At 69.3% G+C, this 19,152-nt stretch carries 16 protein-coding genes; 12 read left to right on the forward strand and 4 right to left on the reverse strand.

Annotated elements, in window-relative coordinates; genetic code table 11:
- Nucleotides 1-58: 58 nt before the first annotated feature.
- The 7 genes from ACZ4WQ_RS00145 to tyrS all read left to right on the forward strand — a co-directional run bounded on the left by ACZ4WQ_RS00145 (nucleotide 59) and on the right by tyrS (nucleotide 10,693).
- On the forward strand, nucleotides 59-478 hold the full coding sequence (locus ACZ4WQ_RS00145) for an SseB family protein (RefSeq protein WP_361193651.1): 420 nt from the start codon (nucleotides 59-61) through the stop codon (nucleotides 476-478).
- A complete protein-coding gene (locus tag ACZ4WQ_RS00150; protein WP_311730888.1) occupies nucleotides 475-1,026 on the forward strand; it encodes a hypothetical protein in 552 nt (183 codons plus the stop codon). Before ACZ4WQ_RS00145 ends, ACZ4WQ_RS00150 begins: the two co-directional genes overlap by 4 nt.
- Nucleotides 1,023-5,537, forward strand: coding sequence for a DUF6531 domain-containing protein (locus ACZ4WQ_RS00155; protein WP_398370436.1), 4,515 nt, complete (start codon nucleotides 1,023-1,025; stop codon nucleotides 5,535-5,537). Before ACZ4WQ_RS00150 ends, ACZ4WQ_RS00155 begins: the two co-directional genes overlap by 4 nt.
- Nucleotides 5,534-6,025, forward strand: a complete 492-nt coding sequence (locus ACZ4WQ_RS00160) for a hypothetical protein (protein WP_311725037.1) — start codon at nucleotides 5,534-5,536, stop codon at nucleotides 6,023-6,025. The genes ACZ4WQ_RS00155 and ACZ4WQ_RS00160 overlap by 4 nt, the downstream gene beginning before the upstream one ends.
- A gap of 236 nt (nucleotides 6,026-6,261) precedes the next feature.
- The gene (locus tag ACZ4WQ_RS00165) at nucleotides 6,262-7,788 is read left to right on the forward strand and encodes a TldD/PmbA family protein (protein WP_398370434.1); all 1,527 of its coding nucleotides are present in this window, start codon (nucleotides 6,262-6,264) and stop codon (nucleotides 7,786-7,788) included.
- Nucleotides 7,785-9,194 carry a metallopeptidase TldD-related protein gene (locus ACZ4WQ_RS00170; protein WP_398370432.1) on the forward strand — a complete coding sequence of 470 codons (1,410 nt, stop codon included), beginning with the start codon at nucleotides 7,785-7,787 and terminating at the stop codon, nucleotides 9,192-9,194. Before ACZ4WQ_RS00165 ends, ACZ4WQ_RS00170 begins: the two co-directional genes overlap by 4 nt.
- Nucleotides 9,195-9,274: 80 nt before the next feature.
- Nucleotides 9,275-10,693, forward strand: coding sequence for a tyrosine--tRNA ligase (gene tyrS / locus ACZ4WQ_RS00175; RefSeq protein WP_398370430.1), 1,419 nt, complete (start codon nucleotides 9,275-9,277; stop codon nucleotides 10,691-10,693).
- A gap of 38 nt (nucleotides 10,694-10,731) precedes the next feature.
- On the opposite strand, the gene ACZ4WQ_RS00180 is transcribed toward tyrS, so the two are convergent.
- On the reverse strand, nucleotides 10,732-11,016 hold the full coding sequence (locus ACZ4WQ_RS00180; RefSeq protein WP_311725033.1) for a GlsB/YeaQ/YmgE family stress response membrane protein: 285 nt from the start codon (nucleotides 11,014-11,016) through the stop codon (nucleotides 10,732-10,734).
- Between the two features lie 191 nt (nucleotides 11,017-11,207).
- On the opposite strand from ACZ4WQ_RS00180, the gene ACZ4WQ_RS00185 reads away from it, so the two are divergent.
- Together ACZ4WQ_RS00185 and ACZ4WQ_RS00190 are read left to right on the forward strand one after the other, a co-directional pair.
- On the forward strand, nucleotides 11,208-11,597 hold the full coding sequence (locus ACZ4WQ_RS00185) for a DUF3099 domain-containing protein (RefSeq protein ID WP_311725064.1): 390 nt from the start codon (nucleotides 11,208-11,210) through the stop codon (nucleotides 11,595-11,597).
- A gap of 193 nt (nucleotides 11,598-11,790) precedes the next feature.
- Nucleotides 11,791-12,030, forward strand: a complete 240-nt coding sequence (locus ACZ4WQ_RS00190; RefSeq protein WP_361183762.1) for a hypothetical protein — start codon at nucleotides 11,791-11,793, stop codon at nucleotides 12,028-12,030.
- Here ACZ4WQ_RS00190 and moaA read toward each other — a convergent pair.
- The 3 genes from moaA to ACZ4WQ_RS00205 form a co-directional block, all read right to left on the reverse strand.
- Nucleotides 12,013-13,002 (reverse strand): GTP 3',8-cyclase MoaA, encoded by a 990-nt coding sequence (gene moaA, locus ACZ4WQ_RS00195; RefSeq protein ID WP_358848494.1) that lies wholly within the window; start codon nucleotides 13,000-13,002, stop codon nucleotides 12,013-12,015. The genes ACZ4WQ_RS00190 and moaA overlap by 18 nt on opposite strands.
- Nucleotides 13,003-13,162: 160 nt before the next feature.
- Entirely contained in the window at nucleotides 13,163-14,761 is a 1,599-nt protein-coding gene (locus ACZ4WQ_RS00200) for a solute symporter family protein (protein ID WP_311725030.1), read from the reverse strand.
- Nucleotides 14,758-15,114 (reverse strand): DUF485 domain-containing protein, encoded by a 357-nt coding sequence (locus ACZ4WQ_RS00205; protein ID WP_311725029.1) that lies wholly within the window; start codon nucleotides 15,112-15,114, stop codon nucleotides 14,758-14,760. Before ACZ4WQ_RS00205 ends, ACZ4WQ_RS00200 begins: the two co-directional genes overlap by 4 nt.
- 273 nt (nucleotides 15,115-15,387) lie before the next feature.
- Between ACZ4WQ_RS00205 and ACZ4WQ_RS00210 the strand changes: the two genes are divergently transcribed.
- The 3 genes from ACZ4WQ_RS00210 to ACZ4WQ_RS00220 all read left to right on the forward strand — a co-directional run bounded on the left by ACZ4WQ_RS00210 (nucleotide 15,388) and on the right by ACZ4WQ_RS00220 (nucleotide 19,152).
- Nucleotides 15,388-16,944 (forward strand): S8 family serine peptidase, encoded by a 1,557-nt coding sequence (locus tag ACZ4WQ_RS00210; protein WP_398370426.1) that lies wholly within the window; start codon nucleotides 15,388-15,390, stop codon nucleotides 16,942-16,944.
- A 59-nt stretch (nucleotides 16,945-17,003) separates the two neighbouring features.
- Complete coding sequence (locus ACZ4WQ_RS00215; protein WP_398370424.1) at nucleotides 17,004-18,548, forward strand: S8 family peptidase; 1,545 nt, start codon at nucleotides 17,004-17,006, stop codon at nucleotides 18,546-18,548.
- Between the two features lie 67 nt (nucleotides 18,549-18,615).
- Nucleotides 18,616-19,152, forward strand: a complete 537-nt coding sequence (locus ACZ4WQ_RS00220) for a hypothetical protein (RefSeq protein WP_311725026.1) — start codon at nucleotides 18,616-18,618, stop codon at nucleotides 19,150-19,152.

Raw genomic sequence — 19,152 nt, forward strand, 5'->3', positions numbered from 1 at the left:
CAACCCATTACCCGGCGTGCGTGGCGCGGCTGCCAAGGGCGTGGCGCGGCGGTCGCTCATGGTGTCGGTCACCTGTGTGAAGATTGCCCTCAAGCTCGGGGGAGGGGGCAACAGATTGTCTGGTCAGGGCGGCAGGGAGAGCCTGGCGGACCTTGTGCGCCAGGAGACCGCCGCGCAGTTGTCGGAGCAGGAGAAGCGGGTGGCTCTGCGAGAGGCACGGCTGTACTTCCAGCGCCCGGAGAACCCGGGGTTCCTGGTCTCGGAGACGGCGGAGGCCGGGCCGCTCGTGCCGGTGTTCACCTCGCTCGAAGGGCTCGCGCGCTTTGCGGGGGCGTGCGGGTGGGCGTCGACGACGGTCGAGGACCTGGTGGGTCTGTTGCCCGAAGGTGTGCGGGCGTTGGTGGACCCGCTGGGTAAGCGTCCCTTCTTGCTGGACGCGAAAATACTCACAGCCATGGGCGCGGGGGGAGCGGAATGACCGATCACGACGGGGGACCGTCTTCGGGTGGGCCGAAGCCGGGTGATGGCTACAAGATCGAGATCGCTTCGGTGCGTGCGGTGTTGACGCCGCTGGAGGAGTCGGTCGTCGCGGCGCGCAAGATCAAAGGCGATTGGAAGACGCTGGCCGATCACATTGGTAATTCGGCCGATTTCGACGTCTATGACGCGGCGGAGAATATGCTCTCGGCCTGGGGGTTCGGGATGGGGCGGGTGGCCGAGCACACAGACACGGTGGTCGAGACGCTCCGGCAGGTCATCGCGGCCTATGTGATGGCTGATTTGCTGCGGATCAAGGATTTCGCGCCAACTGCGGACAACATCGCCAAGCTGCCGTTCGGTGAGCACGGGCTGAGGGCGTGGCAGAACGGGTCCCGGCCGAAGTTCGACCCGCCGCCGCAGATCTACCAGGAGCCCTGGCTCGATGATCACGGGTCCGGTGGGACCTATGACGTGCCGACCAACCCCCGCAAGCGCTACGACGGCGGCTGGGAAGTCGACGGCGGCTCGAAGGGGACGATTGCATGACCCGGGGTGATTCGGCAGGGGACGGTTCCGCCGAGCGCATACCCCCGGGCGCGGAACCCTCGGACGTCATCTACGGCAATCCGGCCGATGTCGATGACCTGGTGGTCAAACTCCGGGCCTACGCGGGCGCGTTCAAGGACGGGCGCGACCAGCTGGACGCCCTGATGCTGATGGACTGGACCGGAGCCGGCTCGGAAGGGTTCGAGAAGGCGACGGAGAAGCTTCCCCGGGAGCTGGAGTCCGCGCAGACCTACTTCCACGCCGCCGCGAACGCCCTGGACTCGTACGCGGACAAGCTGCGCTCGGTGCAGAAGCGGGTCGAGCCGATCATCCGGGACGCGGACGCGGCGCGGGCGGCGTCCAAGCAGTACTGGAAGGACGTCAACGACTACATCGACGCCGAGAACCGCAAGGACGATCCGCTGCCCCAGCGCCCGCCGGAGGATGATCCGGGGATCGCCGCGCTGGAGGGGTGTTACCGGCGGCTGGACAAGCTGGAGGGCGAGCTTCAGCCGGTCATCGACGCGGCGAAGAAGAAACTCGCGAAGGCGGCGGAGAAGGCCCCGGACAAGCCCCCGGCCCCCAAGGGCTGGAACAAGCTCAAGAAGGGGCTCGGGGACTTCGCCGGCGGCGCGGGCGACACCGTGTACGGGTGGTACGAGGGGTTCGACGACCTCGTCAACGACGGGCCCGAGGGCCTCGGCCTCCACCTGGCGGGTATCCAGGACGGCATCGCCTATGCCGCCGAACACCCCAAGGAGTTCGCGAAGGCCGTCACGAACTGGGACGAGTGGCAGCGCAACCCCGCCCGCGCCGCCGGCCAGCTCACCCCCGAACTCCTCCTCGCCCTGGCCACCGGCGGAGCCGGCACCGCCCGCCGCGCCGGCTCCACCGCCAAGAACGCCGCGCAACGCCTCCTCAACCGGGAGCGCGGGCTGCGCCGGGACGGCAGCGCCCGCAGGCGCACCGACAGCGATCCCAAGCGGAACTGCACGCCCGGCGGGGACAAGTGCACCACCGGTGAACCGATCGATGTGGCGACCGGCGAGATGGTGATGTCCGCCACCGACGTCAGCCTGCCCGGCGTACTCCCCCTGGTTCTGGAGCGGCATTACGTCTCAGGGCACCCGTGTGGGGGCTGGTTCGGCCGCACCTGGGCGGGCACGCTCGACCAGCGTCTGGAGATCGACGACGCCGGCGTCGTCTTCATCGCCGACGACGGCATGCTCCTCACCTACCCCGTCCCCCAGCCCGGCATCCCGGCGCTCCCCACGTCAGGGCCGCGCTGGCCGCTGCGCTGGGACGGCAAGCCCGACAGCACCTTCACCATCACCGCCCCCGAACACAACCGCACCCTCCACTTCGCCCCCCTCCCGGCAGGCGGCCGCGAACTCGCCCTGACCACGATCACCGACCGCACCGGCAACGGCGACGGCGACCGCATCGACATCACCTACAACACACAGGGCGCGCCTGCCGAGATCGTCCACTCCGGCGGCTACCGCATCGCCGTCGACACCGACCCCACGTTGCTGCGAATCACCTCCCTGCGCCTGCTGCATGGCGACGACCACGAGCACAGCACCACACTGATCTCCTACGGCTACGACAAAGCCGGAAATCTCGCCGAGGTCATCAACTCCACGGGCCTGCCGCTGCGGTACCAGTACGACGACCGGCGCCGCGTCACGTCCTGGACCGACCGCAACGGCACGACGTACGGCTACGTCTACGACCACCGGGGCCGGGTGCTGCGCGGCATCGGCCCGGACGGCATCCTCTCCGGCCGCCTCCACTACGACACCGAGGCCCGTACCACCCGCTACACCGACTCGCAGGGCAACACCACCACCTACGTCTACAACGAGGCCTACAAAGTCCTCGCAGAGATCGACCCGCTGGGAAACACCACCCGCACCGAGTGGGACGAGGACAACCGGCACCCCGTCGCCGTCACCGACCCCCTGGGCCATACGACGCGTTACCGCTACGACGACGAGGGCCGCTTCGCAGCCGTCGAAAAGCCCGATGGCACCGTGACGGAGGTCGTCTACGACCACTGGGGTCTCCCAGTAGAGGGTCGCGAGCCGAACGGCGCGGTGTGGCGCCATGCCTACGACCAGCGCGGGACCCGCACGTCCACGACCGACCCGAGTGGCGCCACCACGCACTACGCCTACGACGACTCCGGCCACCTGTCGTCGGTCACCGACCCGCTGGGCCACACCACCCAGGTCACCACCGACGCGGCGGGCCTCCCGGTCGCCGTCACCGACCCCCTGGGCCACACCACCCGCATCCGCCGCGGCCCGCACGGCCAGGTCACGGCGGTCACCGACCCGCTGGGGCACACCACCCGCTACGGCTGGACCATCGAGGGCAAGCCCGCCTGGCGCGAGGGGCCGGACGGCGCCCGCGAGGTGTGGCAGTGGGACACCGAAGGCAACCTCGCCCACCACACCGACACGGCCGGGCACGCCACCACCTACACCCACACCTACTTCGACCTGCCCGCCGCCCGCACCGACCCCGACGGCGCCACCTACACCTTCACCCACGACACCGAACTCCGCCTCACCCAGGTCACCAACCCCCTGGGCGAGCAGTGGCGTTACGAATACGACGCGGTCGGCCGCCTGGTCGCCGAAACCGACTTCAACGGCCGGACTTTCACTTACACGCACGACGCGGCGAGCCGCCTGATATCCCGCACCAACGGCGCAGGTGAGACCCTCATCTACACACGCGACACACTAGGCCGCACAGTCGCCACGCGCACGGTGGACGGCACAGAGACCACATTCACCTACGACGAGGCGGGCCGCCTGACGCAGGCAGCGAACCCGGATACGGACCTGCGCCGCACCTACGACGCGCGAGATCGAGTGCTGACCGAGACGGTCAACGACCGTACGACGACGTATGGGTACGACGCGGCGGGCAACCGTACCGAACGGATTACACCGAGCGGTCTGCGCTCGGCGTGGAGGTACGACGCGACCGGACACCCCACATCCCTCACCACGGCGGACAACTCGCTGCACTTCGCCTACGACGCGGCGGGCCGCGAAACAACGCGCACGTTCGGCGAGAACGTAGGCCTGACCCAGACCTGGGACTCCCTGGATCGCCTCACGGCCCAGTCCCTCACCCATGCCCCCGACGCCGCCGAGGTGTTGCTCCAACACCGCGCCTACGCCTACCGCGCGGACGACTACTTGACCGAAATCCGCGAGCTGACGTCCGGCACCCGGCGCTTCGACCTCGACCCGGTCGGCCGCGTCACGGCGGTCCACGCCCACGGCTGGACCGAGACCTACGCCTACGACAGCACGGGCAACCTCACCCACGCCACCGCCCCCGACCACCAAGCCCCCGGCGACCGCCAGTTCACCGGCACAATCCTCCACCGCGCCGGCCGCACCACCTACGAACACGACACCCAAGGCCGCCTGACCCGCAAGACCCGCAAACTCCTCAACGGCCAGACCCGCACCTGGACCTACACCTGGAACACCGAAGACCGCCTCACCCACGCCACCACCCCCGACGGCGAACACTGGCACTACACCTACGACCCGCTCGGCCGCCGCACCACCAAACATCGCCTCACCGAGGACGGCACACCCGCCGACCAGATCCACTTCACCTGGGACGACACCCGCCTGGCCGAACAAACCACAACGGACGGCGACACGACAACCTGGGACTACGCCCCAGGAACCCACCGCCCCCTATCCCAATCCGAGCGCCGAACCCCTCCGCTAGAGCCGATGGAGTACGAAACGTCGTCCATCCTCCACCTGGCCGACACCACCCCCCAATCGGAGTACGACACCCGCTTCCACGCCATCATCACCGACCTCGTCGGCACCCCCACCGAACTCGTCGCACCCGACGGCACCCTCGCCTGGCAACACCGCACCACCCTCTGGGGCACCCCACTCCCCACCCCACCCGGCACAGCCAACTGCCCACTCCGCTTCCCCGGCCAATACGCCGACCCCGAAACCGGCCTGCACTACAACTACTTGCGATACTATGACCCCGAAAAAAGCACATTCATTTCCGCGGATCCGCTCGGGCTGGCCCCCTACCCCAACCATTATTCGTACACCCCCAATCCATACACCTGGCTTGACCCTCTCGGGCTGGCCTGCAAGAAAAAGAAGCCAAAAAAGCAAGCCAGTGAACTGAATTGGAACATAAAGAGTCGCCCGACATTCGGCCACAGCTTCAGTGAACACGGTGCCGAACCGGAGATCACGCGAAGTTTGACGGATCGCGCCCGCAGCACCGGCACCCCACAGGGACAATGGCTGAACAACGAGAAGGCCTTCGAATTCCTCAAGGACCATTATGACCCTAATGGCGGAGTTCGCGAGGTGGAAATACCAGAGGGAATGGGTCAAGTCATCATGCCCGACGGCAAGATAGTAGAAGCGACCCATGCGAGATTGGTCCCCAAGCCTGACGGGACCTACAAGACAACATTCCCAATCACAGAGTGAGCGCATCAGTGAATTTCCGGCTGTCCGTGACCCCTCCGACGAGCGATTTCGCGTTGACTCCCGAATTCGAACTCGACGAAGATTTCGAATCCTTGGTCATGGACGCATGCCAAATTCTGTCACGGACGGACTGCCAGTTTCACGTGTCAGGATTCGGTCAGGACCCGTGGCCGGTAGATGTTTCCTACGACCTCTCCTCAGCAATTGAGAATCTGCCGGAGGCGATCGAGGCACTGAAACATGGAGAGTCCGCACAGATCGATTTCTATGGACAGGGAATTGAAAGGCTCGTTACCTTCACTCCCCAAGGAGAGACGGTAGTAATTAAATGCACATCAAACACCGCATGGACCCCGGATCCGGATACTGAAGAAATCTCTCTCGGTGAGGCCAGAAACCTGCTCTTGACGCTTGCACGCGACTTCAAGGCCGCACTGGAACGAGTATGTCCACAAGTCGCCGCTTTGGACGCATTCGCAGCCTGGTGATCTTCGGCGAAATATTCTGCCGAATATGCTGTAGCGGCTCCCTGGGAGTGCCGTCAGCTGTCCTACCGCCGGCGAGCACGGTTGGCGACATGGCGCGGAGACGCGTCGCCGCCCGCTCCCCAGGTCAAGACATCGAGGGGAATTAACCGCGCCCTGAGGCGTAGCGGCATGGTTCACTGCGGACGAACACATATCGACCGGACGCACACCGAACCACCGACGAAGGGGAGTCGCCCGTGCCGCATGAGATCGATCCGTCCTTCCTCGCGCTGCCGCTGCGCGCGCTCGCTGACGCGGCGCTCGCGCGCGCTCGCGCGCTGGGGGCCGATCACGCCGACTTCCGTTTTGAGCGGGTGCGCAGTGCCGCCTGGCGGCTGCGGGACGGCAAGCCCGCGGGGTCTTCGGACACCACCGACCTGGGGTACGCGGTGCGGGTGGTGCACGGCGGGAGTTGGGGGTTCGCGTCGGGGGTGGACCTGAGCATGGACGCGGCGGCGCGGGTGGCCGCGCAGGCGGTGGCGATGGCGAAGCTGTCGGGGAAGGTGATCCAGGCTTCGGGGTCCGAGGAGCGGGTGGAACTGGCGGACGAGCCGGTGCACGCGGACCGGACCTGGGTCTCGTCCTACGAGATCAACCCCTTCGATGTGCCGGACGCCGACAAGACCGGGCTGCTCACCGACTGGAGCGAGCGGCTGCTGAGGGCCGACGGGGTCGCGCACGCGGACGCGTCGCTGCTGACCGTGCAGGAGAACAAGTTCTACGCGGACACCGCGGGCACCACGACCACCCAGCAGCGCGTCCGCGTGCACCCGCAGCTCACCGCGGTGGCGGTGGACCCGGACAGCGGCGAGTTCGACTCGATGCGCACCCTCGCCCCGCCGGTCGGGCGCGGCTGGGAGTATCTGACCGGGGAGGGCGGCTGGGACTGGGACGCGGAGCTGGCCGAGATCCCTGAGCTGCTGGCGGAGAAGATGCGCGCGCCGTCGGTCGAGGCGGGGGCGTACGACCTGGTGATCGACCCGTCGAATCTGTGGCTGACCATCCATGAGTCGATCGGTCACGCGACCGAGCTGGACCGCGCACTCGGCTACGAGGCGGCGTACGCGGGCACCTCGTTCGCCACGTTCGACCAGCTGGGCAAGCTCAAGTACGGCTCCGAGATCATGAACGTGACGGGCGACCGGACCGCCGAGCACGGGCTGGCCACCATCGGCTACGACGACGAGGGCGTGGCAGCGCAGTCCTGGGACCTGGTCAGCGACGGCACGCTGGTCGGGTATCAGCTGGACCGCAGGATCGCCAGGCTGACCGGCTTCGAGCGGTCCAACGGGTGCGCCTTCGCCGACTCCCCCGGCCATGTGCCGGTCCAGCGGATGGCGAACGTATCGCTTCAGCCCGCGCCGGACGGGCCCTCGACCGAGGAGCTGATCGGCGGCGTGGAGCGGGGGCTGTATCTGGTGGGCGACCGCTCCTGGTCCATCGACATGCAGCGCTACAACTTCCAGTTCACCGCGCAGCGGGCGTTCCGGATCGAGAACGGGCGGCTGGCGGGCCAGGTGCGGGACTTCGCGTACCAGGCCACCACCACCGACTTCTGGGGCTCGATGGCCGCGGTGGGCGGCCCGCAGACGTATGTCCTGGGTGGCGCCTTCAACTGCGGCAAGGCCCAGCCGGGCCAGGTCGCCGCCGTCTCGCACGGCTGCCCGTCCGCCCTGTTCAGGAACGTCAACATTTTGAACACCACGCAGGAGGCGGGTGCATGAGCGGCGTGAACAAGCCCCACGAGATCGTCGAGCGGGCCCTGGAGCTGTCCCGGGCGGACGGCTGTGTGGTGATCGCCAACGAGCGCTCCACCGCCAATCTGCGCTGGGCGGGCAACGCCCTGACGACCAATGGCGTGACCCGCGGCCGCACGCTCACGGTCGTGGCCACGGTCGACGGCGGCCAGGGCGCCGCCTCCGGCGTGGTGTCCCGGTCGGCCGTCACCGCCGAGGACCTGGAGCCGCTGGTGCGCGCCGCCGAGGCCGCCGCCCGGGAGGCCGGGCCGGCCGAGGATGCCCAGCCGCTGGTGGAGGCGGCCGGCGAGGCGGCCATCTCGGCCGCCTACACCGACGCGCCCGACGAGACGTCGTCGGAGGTGTTCGCGGCCTTCGCGCCGGCCCTCGGCGAGTCCTTCGCGCAGGCGCGCGCGGGCGGCCGGGAGCTGTACGGGTTCGCCAACCACGAGGTCGTCACCAGCTATCTGGGCACCTCCACCGGGCTGCGGCTGCGCCACGACCAGCCGACCGGCACGCTGGAGATCAACGCCAAGTCCCCGGACCGCACCCGCTCGGCCTGGGCCGGTCAGGCGACGCGGGACTTCAAGGACGTGGACCCGGGCGCGATCGACGCCGAGCTGGCCCGGCGGCTGGGGTGGGCACAGCGGAAGGTCGACCTCCCGGCCGGGCGGTACGAGACGCTGCTGCCCCCGACGGCGGTCGCCGATCTGCTGATCTACCAGTTCTGGTCGTCGGCGGCGCGGGACGCGGCGGAGGGCCGCACGGTCTTCTCCAAGCCGGGCGGCGGCACGCGGGTCGGCGAGAAGCTGACCGAGCTGCCGCTGACGCTGAGCAGCGACCCGGCGGCGCCCGGTGTCGAGGCGGCGCCGTTCGTGATCACGCACTCCTCCGGGGACGACGCGTCGGTGTTCGACAACGGGCTGCCGCTGACCGCGACCGACTGGATCCGGGACGGCGTGCTCAACCAGCTGATCACCACGCGCCACACGGCGGGCCTGACGGATCTGCCGGTGGCCCCCGGGATCGACAATCTGATCCTGGACGGGGGCGGGCCGCGCTCGCTGGAGGAGATGGTGGCGGCTACGGACCACGGCGGGCGCTGCCTGTTGCTGACCTGCCTGTGGTACATCCGCGAGGTCGACCCGGCCACGCTGCTGCTCACCGGGCTGACCCGGGACGGGGTCTATCTCGTGGAGGGCGGTGAGGTCGTCGGCGAGGTGAACAACTTCCGATTCAACGAGTCGCCGGTGAGCCTGCTGTCCCGGGCCACCGAGGCGGGCCGCACCGAGCGGACGCTGCCCCGCGAGTGGGGCGACTGGTTCACCCGTGCCGCGATGCCCGCGCTGCGGGTCCCGGACTTCAATATGAGTTCCGTGAGCAAGGGCGTGTGATCCGGCCGTACGAATCGGCCGAATAGACTGGTCCACGCCCATTCACCATCCATCGATTCCCGACTACTACCAGGAACGCCATGACACGCCTCGGCGAATCCGTCGCCCGCGCCAGCGCACTGCTCACCGCAGACCTCTCCTCCGACACGACCGTGGAGAAGCTGCTCGAGGAGACGGGCTCCCGGCGCTATCTGGACCTGACGGACCTGTCGGCGAAGGAGCAGGCCGAGCTGATCGCGGCGCGTACGGTCGAGATCCTGCCGGGCGTGGACAAGCTGGCCGAGCGGATCGAGGAGCGCCGGACGGCGGGCCGGGGCCTGCGGCTCAAGCTGGGCATCGACCCGACGGCCGCCGATGTGCACCTCGGCCACGCCGTGCCGGTGATCATCCTCAGCCGCTTCCAGCGGATGGGGCACGACGTCACCCTGCTCATCGGTGACTTCACCGCCAAGATCGGCGACCCCACCGGGCGTACGGCCGAGCGGCCGCCGCTCACCGACGAGGACATCGCCCGGAATCTGGCGGGCTACCGGGAGCAGGTCCGGCCCTTCTTCGACTTCGAGAAGGTCAGCTTCCGGCAGAACAGCGAGTGGCTGGCGCCGTACACCTTCCCGGAGCTGCTGGGGCTGCTCGCCCAGGTGCCGGCGTCCCAGCTGCTCCAGCGCGACGACTTCCGCAACCGGCTGGCCGAGGGCTCCGGGCTGACCATGTCGGAGCTGCTCTACCCGATCGCCCAGGGTCTCGACTCGGTCGCGCTGGAGTGCGATGTCGAGCTGGGCGGCGCGGACCAGCTGCTCAATCTCCAGATGGGCCGCAAGCTGATGGAGCTGCGCGGGCAGAAGCCGCAGCTGGTCGTCACCATGCCGCTGATCGAGGGCACGGACGGCACGGGCGCCAAGATGTCCAAGTCCAAGGGCAACTACATCCCGCTGTCGGCGACCGCCGAGGATGTCTTCGGCAAGATCATGTCGATCCCGGACCGGCTGATGGCTCCGTACCTGCGGGCCTGGACGGAGTGGACCGACAGCGAGATCGACCTCGTCAAGGGGCGGCTGGAGGACCGGTCGCTGCACCCGATGGACCTGAAGAAGGTGCTGGGGGGCGAGGTGGTGGCGGCGCTGTACGGCCTCACGGCGGCGATGGCGGCGCGCGCCGGGTTCGTGGCGCAGTTCTCGAAGAAGTCCTTCACGGACGTCGGGACGCTGCCGGAGGTCGACGCGGCGGAGCACGGTGCCGAGTCGGTCGCGACCGTGCTGAGCAAGGTGCTCGGGTTCCAGCCGAGCGCCTCGGCGGCCCGGCGGGTCGCCAAGCAGAACGGGCTGCGCCTGGTCGTCGAGACCGAGGGCGGGCAGGAGTCCGCGGTGCTCACCGAGGCGCAGGCGGTGCGGCCGCTGGCCGAGGTGGCGGCGGAGGTCCTGGCGGGCGCCGGGCTCACGGCCGATTCGGGCAGCGTGTACCTCAAGGCGGGGCGGAAGATCGCCCGGCTGCGGGGGCTGTAGCGCGCCACGGGCCTGAGCTGCGGGTCTGAGGTATGGCCTCAGGCCCGTTCCCGCCGTCTCCGGTCGCCGCGGATCGCGGCGTACATCGGCGTGCCCAGCGCGACGATCAGCACCGCTCCGGCGAGCTGGAGGATGTGCCGTACCCAGTCGACGCCCGAGGTGTGCCGGACCCCCAGCCAGCCGGCCACCGCGTTGCCCAGGATGGCGCCCCCGATGCCGTAGATCGTCGTCAGCCAGAGCGGGATGTGCTGTCTGCCGGGCAGGATGGCCCTGGCGAGTACCCCGAGCACCAGGCCTACGATGATCGCCCACAGCCAGTTCATGGTCGCCTCCTCTTGTCAGCTTGCGGGAGATGAAGCTGCGACGCATTTCGTAGTCCGCCATACGCGGTACGGCGTAGCGATATCACCCCTCACGAGGGTGCCCCGCTCGCGTACCCCCTGGGCGCCGGGCGTAACGTTGGGTACGTCCGGAAGCGGGGAGTTCCGGTGTGGCGATCGGGTGGTGGAACGTGATGCGGAAGCACAGCGAAACCGAGGTCTTCCGGATCACCGGGGCCCGGCAGGGGCTGGCCGAGGATGTGCGGGGCCGGCAGCGGCGCTACATCATCTCGATGTCGGTACGGACTCTGTCCGTCGTGCTGGCCGCGGTGCTGTGGAACGTGGAGCGGCATGTGGCCATCGTGGCCCTGGTGCTCGGTGCGGTGCTGCCGTACATCGCCGTGGTGATAGCGAACGCGGGCCGGGAGAACGCCCCGTCGCTCCCCGGGACCTTCATCCCCGTGCCACAGCGCCCGATGCTCATCTCCGGCCAGGAGAACGGGCGTTCCAAGTCGGGCCAGGCGGAAGCCTCGGCGGAAGACGGTGGAGCGCCCTCCGAAGATGGACGCTCCGAACGCGGCTGACCTGGACTGTTTCCGTAAGCTCAGGATTTCCTCAGATCAATTGCGCGGTTCCGGTGCACTGTGCCCCGCCGCTCGTGACATACTTCGTACGCGCTCCGCATCCCCCGTCGGAGCGATGGACCGACGCCGGGCGGCTCCCCCCGTGGCTGCCCGGCGTCGCCATGTCCAGCGCGGCTTCCGTAGAGTTTGCGGTGTGAACACTCCCGAGTCCGCCTCCGAGCCCGACGTCGTCATCTGCTCCGCGAAGGGTTGCCGCGCCCCCGCCGTGTGGGTGCTGGCCTGGAACAACCCGAAGATCCACACGCCGGAGCGCCGCAAGACCTGGCTGGCCTGCGAGGAGCACCGCGGCTATCTGTCCGACTTCCTCGGGGTGCGCGGCTTCCTCAAGGACGTGGTGCCCCTGGAGGAGTGGGCGTCAGCCGCCGATCGCTGACATCGGGCGGTCGGGCTGGAGGAACGAGGGGTCGTCCAGGCCGGATCCGGCCTTCTTGCCCCACATGGCCAGCCGCCAGAGCCGGGCGATCTCCTCATCCGGCGCGCCGGAGCGCAGCGCGCCGCGCAGGTCGGACTCCTCGCGGGCGAACAGGCAGGTGCGCACCTGTCCGTCGGCGGTGAGCCGGGTGCGGTCGCAGGCTCGGCAGAAGGGGCGGGTGACCGAGGCGATGACCCCGACGCGGGCCGGGCCGCCGTCGACCAGCCAGCGCTCGGCGGGGGCGGAGCCGCGCTCCCCGTCGCCTTCGGAGGTGAGTTCGAAGCGCGTGCGCAGACTCGCCAGGATGTCCCCGGCGGTGATCATGCCGTCGCGCTTCCAGCCGTGCTGGGCGTCCAGCGGCATCTGCTCGATGAAGCGCAGCTCGTAGCCGTGTCCGATGGCCCAGGCGAGCAGGTCGGGGGCCTCGTCGTCATTGAGCCCGGGCATCAGCACGGCGTTGACCTTGACCGGGGTGAGCCCGGCGGCGTGGGCGGCCTCCAGGCCGCGCAGGACGTCGGCGTGGCGCTTGCGCCGGGTCATGGTCTGGAAGACCTCGGGGCGCAGGGTGTCCAGCGAGACATTGACCCGGTCCAGGCCGGCGCCGCGCAGGGCGGCCGCGGTGCGCTCCAGGCCGATGCCGTTGGTGGTGAGCGACATCCGGGGGCGCGGGTCGAGGGCGGCGCAGCGCTCGACGATGGAGACCAGCCCGGGGCGCAGCAGCGGCTCGCCGCCGGTGAAGCGGACCTCGGTGACCCCGAGGTCCGCGACGGCTATCCGGATCAGCCGGACGATCTCGTCGTCGGTGAGCAGGTCCGGCTTGGCGAGCCACTGAAGGCCCTCTTCCGGCATGCAATAGGTGCAGCGCAGATTGCACCGGTCGGTGAGCGATACGCGCAGGTCCGTGGCGATACGACCGTACGTGTCGATCAGCATGGCGGCCCCTCCGCGGACTGGACTGGTGCCCGATGTCGCGCCTTCTCTACGCTTCGGTCAGTTATCCCGCAGCGTACGCGACGCCTGTGACATTCAGGGTTTCGTGAATCTCACCGCGCCATCGGGCCGGTCCGCGGCGGGGCCGCAGCCGGGTGGGGTGTCAGTGCGCGCCGTGGCCGGTGAGCGAGCGCACCTCCAGCTCGGCGTACTTGGCCTTGTCCGGCTCCTCCTTGGACAGCAGGGACCCCACCCAGCCGAGCAGGAAGCCCAGCGGGATGGAGATCAGTCCCGGGTTCTCCAGCGGGAACCAGTAGAAGTCGGCGTGCTTGAACATGGAGGTCTCCTTGCCGGAGACGACCGGCGAGAAGAGCACCAGGACGACCGAGGAGACCAGCCCGCCGTAGATGGACCACAGCGCGCCCTGGGTGGTGAACCGCTTCCAGAACAGGCTGTAGAGGATCGTCGGCAGGTTGGCGGACGCGGCGACCGCGAAGGCCAGTGCGACGAGTCCGGCGACGTTGAGGTCGCGGGCGAAGACCCCGAGCACGACGGCGACGATGCCGATGCCGACGGTCGCCCAGCGCGCGGCCCTGACCTCCTCCGCTTGCGTGGCCTGGCCCTTGCGGATGACGTTGGCGTACAGGTCGTGCGCGAAGGAGGACGAGGAGGCGAGGGTGAGCCCGGCGACGACGGCGAGGATCGTCGCGAACGCCACCGCGGAGATCACGGCGAGCAGCACCGGGCCGCCGAGTTCCTCGGCGAGCAGCGGCGCGGCGGTGTTCCCGGCCTTGTTCGATGTCGTGATGTCGTTCCGGTCCAGCAGCGCGGCGGCGCCGAAACCCAGCGCGATGGTCATCAGATAGAACGCGCCGATGATGCCGATCGCCCAGTTCACCGACGTACGGGCGGCCTTGGCCGTGGGGACGGTGTAGAAGCGGATGAGGATGTGCGGCAGGCCCGCGGTGCCCAGCACCAGGGCGATGCCGAGCGAGATGAAGTCGAGCTTGGTGGTGGGGGTGAGCCCGTACTTGAGGCCGGGCTCCAGGAACGCGTGACCGATGCCGCTGTTCTTCGCCGCCTCGCCCAGCAGGTCGGACACGTTGAAGTCGAACTTGAGCAGCACCAGGAAGGTCATCAGCAGGGCGCCCGCGATCAGCATGACGGCCTTGACCATCTGCACCCAGGTGGTGCCCTTCATACCGCCGATGGTCACATAGAGGATCATCACCACGCCGACCAGGACGACGATGAGGACCTTCCCCGCCTCGTTGGTGATGCCCAGCAGCAGGGAGACCAGCACGCCCGCGCCCGCCATCTGGGCCAGCAGATAGAAGATCGACACGACGATGGTGGAGACGCCCGCGGCGGTGCGGACCGGGCGCTGGCGCATCCGGTAGGCGAGCACATCGCCCATCGTGTAGCGGCCGGTGTTGCGCAGCGGCTCGGCGACCAGCAGGAGGGCGACCAGCCAGGCGACGAGGAAGCCGATCGAGTACAGGAATCCGTCGTAGCCGGCCAGCGCGATGGCACCGGCGATGCCGAGGAAGGATGCGGCGGACATGTAGTCGCCGGAGATGGCCAGGCCGTTCTGGAAGCCGCTGAAGGAGCGGCCGCCGGCGTAGAAGTCGTTGGCGTCCTTGGTCTGGCGGCCGGCCCACACGGTGATGCCGAGGGTCGCGAGGACGAAGACCGAGAACAGTGTGATGATCAGCGGCCGGTTGTCGGACGCGCTGTCGACCGCGAGCTGATGGATACTCATGCGCCACCGTCCAGAGTTGACTTGATCGCCGCCGACTGCGGGTCGAGCTTGGCGGCGGCGTGCCGGGAGTACCACCAGGCGATGAGGAAGGTGGTCAGGAACTGAGCGAGGCCGAACACCAGAGCGACGTTGACGTTGCCGGCCACCTTGGTGTCCATGAAGCCGTCCGCGTAGTTGGACAGCAGCACGTACAGCAGGTACCAGCTGACGAACGCGATGGTGAGCGGAAAGGCGAACGAGCGGTGGGTGCGGCGCAGTTCGCCGAACTCCGCACTCGCTTGCACCTCGACGTACGGGGAATCTTCTTGCTGTCGCTGATCGTCAGGGCGATCGCTGGCCGGCGCGGTGTCCACGGTCTCTCCCGGTGACTGGCGTTCTGACGGGACGTAAGTACGGTGGTTCTCGTGATCCAGATCACGCATGGTAGGGGGAGGCCGGGCCGTTCGACAGAGGCTGGTAGTTGAAAGGGAGGAATAAGCCGATGGAGTGTTTGACTCCGGGTACTGTGGCGCGATTTCCTCCGGAATGCCTTGATGAGGCCCTTGATCAACGATAGTTTCGCTCGTCATGTACCCGCCTACGCGCGACTCGCGCCGGGCGGTCTGTACGGATGATGTGGAGACCCCATGGCTCATCGCAGACCGGCACATCCGGGCATCAGACGACGGCGCGCCCTGGCGGCGGTGCCGGCCGGGCTGGCGCTCACCGCGTCCCTCGTCCTGCTCCCCCAGGCGGCCTCGGCCATCCCCCGGGGCGCGCCCACCTCTTCGGCCACGGCCGACGGCCCGTCGCTGTCGTACGTGGTCAACACCGCCACCGACCAGGGCACCGTCGGCAAGGTGGAGAAGGCGATCACCGCCGCTCACGGCTCGGTGGTGGCCACCTATGACCGAATAGGAGTCATCGTCGCCCGTTCGGCTGACCCCGATTTCGCCAAGACGATCCGTCAGGTGCGCGGCGTCCAGTCCGCGGGTGCGTCCCGCACCGCGCCGCTGACCGCCGCCGCCACCACCGAGGTCGGCCAACCCGAGAAGGTGGCGGCGCCCCGTACCTCGGAGACCGCCGCGGCGAAGGCGCGGGCCGCCGGGCAGGAGCCGCTGGAGTCCCTCCAGTGGGACATCCCCGCCATCAAGGCCGACCAGGCCGCCAAGGTCAACCCGGGCAGCCGCAAGGTCACCGTCGCGGTCATCGACACCGGCGTGGACGACACCCACCCCGACCTGGCCCCCAACTTCTCGCGCGCCCAGTCGGCCAGCTGCGTCGGCGGCGTGGCCGACACCAGCCCCGGTGCCTGGCGCCCGTGGGACCCGGCCGAGGACTACCACGGCACGCATGTGGCCGGGGAGATCGCCGCCGCGCGCAACGGCGTGGGCGTGGCCGGGGTCGCGCCCGGGGTGAAGGTCTCCGCCATCAAGGTCAGCGAGCCGACGACGAGCCTGTTCTACGCGGAGAGCGTGGTGTGCGCCTTCGTCTTCGCCGCCGACCACGGCGTCGAGGTGACGAACAACAGCTACTACGTGGACCCGTGGAAGTACAACTGCGTGGCCGACCCGGACCAGAAGGCGATCGTCGACGCCGTCGGCAGGGCCACGGCGTACGCGCAGCGCAAGGGCGTGGTCAACGTCGCCTCGGCGGGCAACTCCAGCCAGGACCTCGCGGCCGGCTCGCTCACGGACACCAGCAGCCCCAACGACACCACCCCCGTCGAGCGCACCGTCGACCCGTCGGCCTGCCCGGACGTGCCCACCCAGCTGCCCGGCGTGGTCACGGTCGCCGCGACCGGCGTGACCTCCCTGAAGTCGTACTACTCCAACTACGGCCTGGGGCAGATCGATGTGGCGGGCCCCGGCGGCGACAAGTACCAGGTGCCCGAGCTGCCCGCCAAGGACGGCCGCATCCTGTCCACCATGCCCGGCGGCGACTACGCCTATCTCCAGGGCACCTCGATGGCCTCGCCGCATGTGGCGGGGGTCGCGGCGCTCCTGAAGAGCACGCACCCCAAGGCGAGCCCGCAGGAGATCCAGTGGCTGCTGAAGGCCCAGGCGGACAACCCGGGCTGCCCCACCGGCCCGTACGACCCGGACGGCGACGGTGACATAGACGCCGCCTGCGCCGGCACCAAGCACATCAACAGCTTCTACGGCTACGGCATCGTCGACGCGCTGGACGCGGTCACCAAGTGAGCGGCCGCAGCGTCACGCCCCACGCCCCAGCCCGCCCAACCATCAGAACCGGAGTACCCATGACGTCACGCTCCTCCGCCCTGCCGCCGCGCACCGCCGCCATACCGGCCGCCCTGGCGCTGACGGCCGCCCTGGCCTTCCTGCCCACGACCGCCACCGCCGCCGGCGGCTCCGGCGACGGCCCGGCCACGGCCTCGGGCGCCACGGCCGACGGCCCGTCGCTGAGCTATGTCGTCAACACCCGGCCCGGCCACGGGAACGCGGCCCGGGTGAAGAAGGCCATCGCCGAGGCCGGCGGCAGCGTGGTCATCTCGTACGACCGGATCGGCGTCATCGTCGTCCACTCCGCCAACCCCGACTTCGCCAAGACCATCCGCACCGTGCGCGGCGTGGCCTCCGCGGGCTCCACCCGCACCGCCCCGCTGTCGGCCCAGTCCACCACCGACATGGGCGCGCCGCAGATGCTGACCGAGAAGCAGCAGAAGGCCGTCGCCGCGCGGGCCGCCGCCGGGCAGGACCCGCTGGAGCCGCTCCAGTGGGACCTGCCCGCCATAAAGGCGGACAAGGCCCACGAGAAGAGCCTGGGCAGCCGGGACGTCACCGTGGGCGTGATCGACACCGGCGTGGACGACACCCACCCCGACCTCGCCCCCAACTTCGACCGCAAGGCGTCGGTCAACTGCGTCGGCGGCAAGCCGAACACCGCCGACGGCGCCTGGCGGCCCTCGGCCTCCGAGAGCCCGCACGGCACCCATGTCGCCGGGGAGATCGCCGCCGCGAAGAACGGCATCGGCGTCACCGGGGTGGCCCCGGGCGTCAAGGTCTCCGGCATCAAGGTGTCCACGACCGACGGCTTCTTCTACACCGAGGCCGTGGTGTGCGGCTTCGTCTGGGCCGCCGAGCACGGCGTGGACGTCACCAACAACAGCTATTACACCGACCCCTGGTACTTCAACTGCACCACCGACCCGGACCAGAAGGCCCTCGTCGACGCCGTCACCCGCGCCACGCGCTACGCGGAGCGCAAGGGCGTGGTCAATGTGGCCGCGGCGGGCAACGAGAGCTACGACCTGGCCGCCGACTCCATCACCGACCCCTCCAGCCCCAACGACACCACCCCGGGCGACCGCGAGATCGACCCGCGCACCTGCCTGGACATCCCCACCCAGCTGCCGGGCGTGGTCACCGTGGCCTCGACCGGGGCCAAGGGGCTCAAGTCCTCCTTCTCCAACTACGGTCTCGGTGTGATCGACATCGCCGCCCCCGGCGGCGACAGCACCGTGTACCAGAAGCCGGCGCCCCCGGCGGAGAGCGGGCTCATCTACAACACCCTCCCGGGCGGCAAGTACGGCTACATGGCGGGCACCTCCATGGCCTCCCCGCATGTGGCCGGTGTGGCGGCGCTCATCAAGAGCACCCACCCGCACGCCTCCGCCGGGCAGGTCAAGGCGCTGCTCAAGGCCCAGGCCGACGACACCGCCTGCCCCGACCCGTACGACATCAACGGTGACGGCAAGGTCGACGCGGTGTGCGAGGGCAGCCCCGCGTACAACGGCTTCTACGGGGCCGGCATCGCGGACGCCCTGGACGCGGTCGCCAAGTAGGAGACTGACACAATGCACGGGCCGTCGGGCGGGTTCCGCCCGGCGGCCCGTACGTATGCCCGATGCCGTGAGAGGACCGTCCGTGGAGCGCGACGACGCCTGGGGGCCGCTCCCCGCCCGTCCCCTGGCCCTGCTGGTGCCCGTGTTCCTGCTCACCGTGCTGGTCCTGCCGGTGTGGTGGGTGCTGCTGGTGGCCGGCTTCCTGGTCCTCCTCGCGGTCGCGGTCGTCGGGGAGGTGCTCGCGCTGATACCCGGGTTCGAGAAGGGCTTCTTCTCACTGATCGACTGGGCCGGGGACCGCGTGGCGGTGTGGCCGCGCTGGTGTGTGACGCTCCCCGAGCTGCTGCACGAGGGCGACGCGGATTTCTACCGGGCGCGCGTCGACAAGAAGCTCGCCGAGTGGACCCGCAAGGAAGCGGACGCCCGTGCCGCCAAGAAGCCCCCGCCGCCCGGCCCGTACGACGTCGAGCTGCGCTGCTTCCGCGGCGTCGGCGCCGAGTACGTCGTCCGGGCGGCCCGCGAGCTGGGCTGGGAGCTGAGCCACGACCGGCACTCGGACCCGGCGAGCGTGGTCAGGCTGCGCCGGCTGCCGGTCGCGGAGTGA

The sequence above is a fragment of the Streptomyces sp. NPDC028305 genome, assembly GCF_055569495.1.

Bases quoted from the DNA above. Each gene is read 5' to 3' on its own strand.
- ACZ4WQ_RS00145 (WP_361193651.1), top strand. From the start codon at position 59: ATGGTGTCGGTCACCTGTGTGAAGATTGCCCTCAAGCTCGGGGGAGGG.
- ACZ4WQ_RS00150 (WP_311730888.1), top strand. From the start codon at position 475: ATGACCGATCACGACGGGGGACCGTCTTCGGGTGGGCCGAAGCCGGGT.
- ACZ4WQ_RS00155 (WP_398370436.1), top strand. From the start codon at position 1,023: ATGACCCGGGGTGATTCGGCAGGGGACGGTTCCGCCGAGCGCATACCC.
- ACZ4WQ_RS00170 (WP_398370432.1), top strand. From the start codon at position 7,785: ATGAGCGGCGTGAACAAGCCCCACGAGATCGTCGAGCGGGCCCTGGAG.
- tyrS (WP_398370430.1), top strand. From the start codon at position 9,275: ATGACACGCCTCGGCGAATCCGTCGCCCGCGCCAGCGCACTGCTCACC.
- ACZ4WQ_RS00180 (WP_311725033.1), bottom strand. From the start codon at position 11,016: ATGAACTGGCTGTGGGCGATCATCGTAGGCCTGGTGCTCGGGGTACTC.
- ACZ4WQ_RS00185 (WP_311725064.1), top strand. From the start codon at position 11,208: ATGCGGAAGCACAGCGAAACCGAGGTCTTCCGGATCACCGGGGCCCGG.
- moaA (WP_358848494.1), bottom strand. From the start codon at position 13,002: ATGCTGATCGACACGTACGGTCGTATCGCCACGGACCTGCGCGTATCG.
- ACZ4WQ_RS00200 (WP_311725030.1), bottom strand. From the start codon at position 14,761: ATGAGTATCCATCAGCTCGCGGTCGACAGCGCGTCCGACAACCGGCCG.
- ACZ4WQ_RS00210 (WP_398370426.1), top strand. From the start codon at position 15,388: ATGGCTCATCGCAGACCGGCACATCCGGGCATCAGACGACGGCGCGCC.
- ACZ4WQ_RS00215 (WP_398370424.1), top strand. From the start codon at position 17,004: ATGACGTCACGCTCCTCCGCCCTGCCGCCGCGCACCGCCGCCATACCG.